The 4,342-nt window shown below is 34.2% G+C and carries 4 protein-coding genes; 3 read left to right on the top strand and 1 reads right to left on the bottom strand.

Annotated elements, in window-relative coordinates; all coding sequences use genetic code 11:
- Nucleotides 1-140: 140 nt before the first annotated feature.
- Together porQ and cmk are read left to right on the top strand one after the other, a co-directional pair.
- Nucleotides 141-1,160: a type IX secretion system protein PorQ gene (gene porQ, locus ABF281_RS04225; RefSeq protein ID WP_347180447.1), complete on the top strand. Its 1,020-nt coding sequence runs from the start codon at nucleotides 141-143 to the stop codon at nucleotides 1,158-1,160.
- Between the two features lie 2 nt (nucleotides 1,161-1,162).
- Complete coding sequence (gene cmk / locus ABF281_RS04220; protein ID WP_347180446.1) at nucleotides 1,163-1,858, top strand: (d)CMP kinase; 696 nt, start codon at nucleotides 1,163-1,165, stop codon at nucleotides 1,856-1,858.
- Here cmk and ABF281_RS04215 read toward each other — a convergent pair.
- Entirely contained in the window at nucleotides 1,855-2,484 is a 630-nt protein-coding gene (locus ABF281_RS04215) for a 7-carboxy-7-deazaguanine synthase QueE (RefSeq protein ID WP_347180445.1), read from the bottom strand. The genes cmk and ABF281_RS04215 overlap by 4 nt on opposite strands.
- 245 nt (nucleotides 2,485-2,729) lie before the next feature.
- Between ABF281_RS04215 and rpsA the strand changes: the two genes are divergently transcribed.
- Nucleotides 2,730-4,342, top strand: a 1,613-nt coding sequence (gene rpsA, locus ABF281_RS04210; protein ID WP_347180444.1) for a 30S ribosomal protein S1, incomplete at its 3' end; no start/stop codon positions are given.

The raw sequence follows: 4,342 nt of genomic DNA, 5'->3' as shown, positions 1-4,342 counted from the left end.
GCCTTTCTTTATACTGATTTTTATCAGTCCTTTAAACCTCATATCTAACGATATGAGGTTTTTTTTTAACCCTCGATGAAATAAATAAGCGCTTGTTCGTTATTATGTAAGATATTCTTTTTTCCTTTGTAAGATCGTTTATGAAACATTTGTTTGGTTTTCTTACCTTTTTCTATTTTACCAACTTTTTTGCTCAAGTTGGAGGAGCATCCGTTTATCAATTTTTAAATCTATCTTCATCAGCAAGACAAATTGCCTTAGGCGGTGAAACTTTGACGATAATGGATGATGTAAATCAACCTATTTGGAATCCCTCGGTTATCAATTCAGAAATGGATAACAAAATTTCGGTCAACTATTCAAGTTTTTTAGCGGGTGTTAATATTGGTTCTGTATCCTATGCAAAAACACTTTCTAGAAGATTTGGAACGCTCCATGCTAGTATTAAATACTTAGATTATGGATCTATGATAGCTGCGAATGAATTTGGTGTTGAAACTGGAAATTTTAGTGCAAATGATATCGCTATTTCTGTGGGGTATGCCTATTCTATTCCGAGATCCAATATCGCCATAGGCGCCAACCTAAAGTTGATAAACGCTACTATTAGTAATTTTACATCTTTTGGGACTGCAATCGATTTTGCGATTCTTTATTACAGCGAATTTCAACCACTTTCAATGTCCCTTGTTGTTCGAAATCTTGGCACCCAATTAAAATCTTTTAATGGTGTCCAAGAAAAAATGCCTTTAAAGGTTGCATTGGGAGTTTCTTATCGTTTACAATATGTTCCTATAAAATGGTATGGTACCTTGGATAATTTACAGCAATGGGATATCTCTGTGGCCAATCCATCCAATCAAACTGTTGATTTGGAAGGAAATGTAACCAAAGAGGATATTAATTTTTTAAACAATATGTTTCGACATATCATTGTAGGTGCTGAGTTATTTCCTGATAACCTGATAAATATTCGTGCTGGTTACAATTTTAAAAGAGCCCGTGAACTGGCATTGCAAAATGTGAGAACATTTAGTGGTGTTTCTTTAGGTTTTGGTGTAAAAATGAATAAATTTAAGTTCAATTATGCATATTCTAAATTTCATGCTGCTGCCAATGCGAGTACTTTTAGTTTATTAATAAATTTGGATAGAAGATAATTATGAAAAAGAAAATTACAATAGCAATTGATGGATTTTCATCAACCGGTAAAAGTACCATTGCCAAACAATTGGCACAAAAGTTAGGTTATATCTATGTAGATACTGGTGCTATGTATAGAGCAGTGACGCTTTTTGCCATGAATCAAAACCTCATTACAGCTACTGAATTTGATATTGCTGGTTTGGAAAAAGAACTTTCAAGAATCTCGTTGTCCTTCACTTTTAATTCCAACGTTGGCTTCGCAGAGATGTATTTGAATGGTGTGAATGTTGAAAAAGAAATTAGAACTCTAGAAGTTTCTCAATTGGTGAGTAAAGTTGCTGCGGTTTCTTCTGTGAGGAAAAAGTTAGTTCTGGAACAACAAGCGATGGGTAAAAATAAAGGCATCGTTATGGATGGTAGGGATATTGGTACGGTTGTCTTTCCGGATGCTGAATTGAAAATTTTTATGGTAGCTTCTGCAAATACAAGAGCGCAAAGGCGTTATAAAGAATTGATTGCTAAAGGAGATACTGTTAGTTATGAAGAAATTTTACAGAATGTAGTAGAAAGAGATCATTTAGATTCTACCCGAAAAGACTCTCCACTTGTTAGAGCGGAGGACGCTATTGAAATTGATAATTCTGACCTCGGATTTAAAGAGCAGTTTGATAAAATTTATGCACTCGTAGAAAGCCTATCCTCTTTGAATTAAGGAATGTTTAGGTATTTGTGTGTTTGTAGTGATATTTTCCATTTCGGATTTTTCATTACATAGTCTACAATTAATGCTGTCATTTTTTCTTTACGACTCCATTCAGGTTGTAAAAATAATTGACATTCTTCATTTACCTTTTGGGCTTGGGCTTCAGCAAATTCGAAATCTGATTTGTTATGAATAATCATTTTCAATTCATTTGCTTCTTTGTAAACTTCTTCTAAAGGTAATTTTGTTTTCTTTGGAGACAGGCAAAACCAGTCCCATTTTCCAGAAAAAGAATAGGCACCGGATGTTTCTATATGTGTTTTTATTTTGTTTTTTTGGAGTAATTCTGTAAGGTAATCCATAGACCACATCAAGGGCTCACCCCCAGTAATAACAACTGTATTGGCATGTTTTGTTATATTTTTAACTATGGTGTCTGCGTATGTAGGTGGGTGCAAATCTGCATTCCAACTTTCTTTTACATCGCACCAATGGCAACCTACGTCACATCCACCAACTCTAATAAAGTAGGCAGCAGTTCCAGTATGAGCGCCTTCGCCTTGTATTGTATAAAATTCTTCCATCAGTGGAAGCATAATACCTTGATTTACTAAATCTTGTGTTTTTTTATCCATTGCCATTGTATTCTCTAAAAAAGTTTTGAGAAATGCAAAGGTAGTTTTTTGATTAGCAACAATAAAAAGAATAATAAATTAATTCTAACACCTTAAAAATCAAATGATTTTTTGTAAATTTGCACTCCTTTTTACGGTAACAGATTTAAAGAAGGAGCGAAACAAATCATTTTATAAAAACAACTCTTGGCGTTTTTATCGTTAAAAATCTGAAAAACAATAAGATACAAAAATTATTTTCGGACATGTCTGAAGAAACAAAAAACACTGAAGAGCAAGTTGTTGCTACAGAAGTACAAGAAACAGTGGTAGAAACTGTAAATCCAGAACAATTTTTAGCGGATTTTAACTGGCACAAATACGAACAAGGTATTGAAGCTGTTGATGAGGAAAAATTAGCAGAATTTGAAAAAGCGTTGGAAGGAACTGTAGGTTTCGTAAATGAGCGTGATGTAATTGAAGGTACTGTCATTAGAATTACAGACAGAGACGCAATCATTGACATTAATTCTAAATCTGAAGGAGTTATCTCTTTGAACGAATTTCGTTACAACCAAGCATTAGCAGAAGGAGATAAAGTAGAAGTATTGGTAGACAAGAGAGAAGATTCTTCTGGTCAATTAGTATTGTCTCACAAAAAAGCAAGAGTTATAAAGGCATGGGAACGTGTTAATAATGCACATGAAACTGGTGAAGTAGTCAACGGTTTTGTTAAATGTAGAACTAGAGGTGGTATGATTGTTGATGTTTTCGGAATCGAAGCTTTCTTACCTGGTTCTCAGATTGATGTGAAGCCAATTAGAGATTACGATCAATATGTAGAGAAAACAATGGAATTCAAAGTTGTGAAAATCAACCACGAATTTAAAAACGTTGTTGTATCTCATAAAGCATTAATTGAAGCTGATATTGAAATTCAAAAGAAAGAAATTATTGGTCAACTTGAAAAAGGACAAGTATTAGAAGGTGTTGTTAAAAACATTACTTCTTATGGTGTGTTTGTTGATTTAGGTGGTGTAGATGGTTTGGTGCATATTACTGATTTATCATGGTCAAGAATCAATCATCCAAATGAAGTTGTTGAATTGGATCAAAAATTAAACGTTGTAATTTTAGACTTTGACGATAACAAATCTAGAATCCAATTAGGATTAAAACAATTGTCAGCACATCCATGGGAAGCTTTAAACACAGACTTGAAAGTTGGAGATAAAGTAACTGGTGAAGTTGTAGTTTTAGCAGATTATGGAGCATTTGTAGAAGTTGAACAAGGAGTAGAGGGATTGATTCACGTTTCTGAAATGTCTTGGTCTACACACTTACGTTCTGCACAAGATTTCGTAAAAGTTGGAGATAAAGTAGAAGCACAAGTCTTAACGCTAGATCGTGAAGACCGAAAAATGTCGCTAGGGATCAAACAATTACATCCAGATCCTTGGACCGATATTACAACGAAATACCCAGTTGGAACGACGCATACAGGAACTGTTCGCAACTATACCAACTTTGGTGTATTTGTAGAATTGGAAGAAGGTATTGATGGCTTGGTTTATATTTCTGATTTGTCTTGGACTAAGAAAATCAAACACCCATCAGATTTCGTAACTGTTGGCGATAAATTAGAAGTTCAGGTACTAGAATTAGATGTTGAGAATAGAAAGTTAAACTTAGGGCATAAGCAAACTCAAGACAACCCTTGGGATGCACATGAAGCTACCTATGCGATCGATTCTAAGCACGAAGGAACAATCAAAGAAAAGAATGACAAAGGCGCAGTAGTAACTTTTGCTGATGGAGTAGAAGGTTTTGCACCAAGTCGTTTCTTAGAAAAAGAAGATGGTTCTAAATTAGATAAAGG

It is taken from the genome of Wenyingzhuangia sp., from assembly GCF_039768515.1.
Taxonomy (GTDB): domain Bacteria; phylum Bacteroidota; class Bacteroidia; order Flavobacteriales; family Flavobacteriaceae; genus Wenyingzhuangia.
Note: the sequence above shows the minus strand (reverse complement) of the source record. Positions and strands in the feature narration are given on the sequence as shown.

What these genes read in the sequence shown, in the direction of transcription:
- porQ (WP_347180447.1), top strand. Translation starts at nt 141, where the DNA reads ATGAAACATTTGTTTGGTTTTCTTACCTTTTTCTATTTTACCAACTTT.
- cmk (WP_347180446.1), top strand. Translation starts at nt 1,163, where the DNA reads ATGAAAAAGAAAATTACAATAGCAATTGATGGATTTTCATCAACCGGT.
- ABF281_RS04215 (WP_347180445.1), bottom strand. Translation starts at nt 2,484, where the DNA reads ATGGATAAAAAAACACAAGATTTAGTAAATCAAGGTATTATGCTTCCA.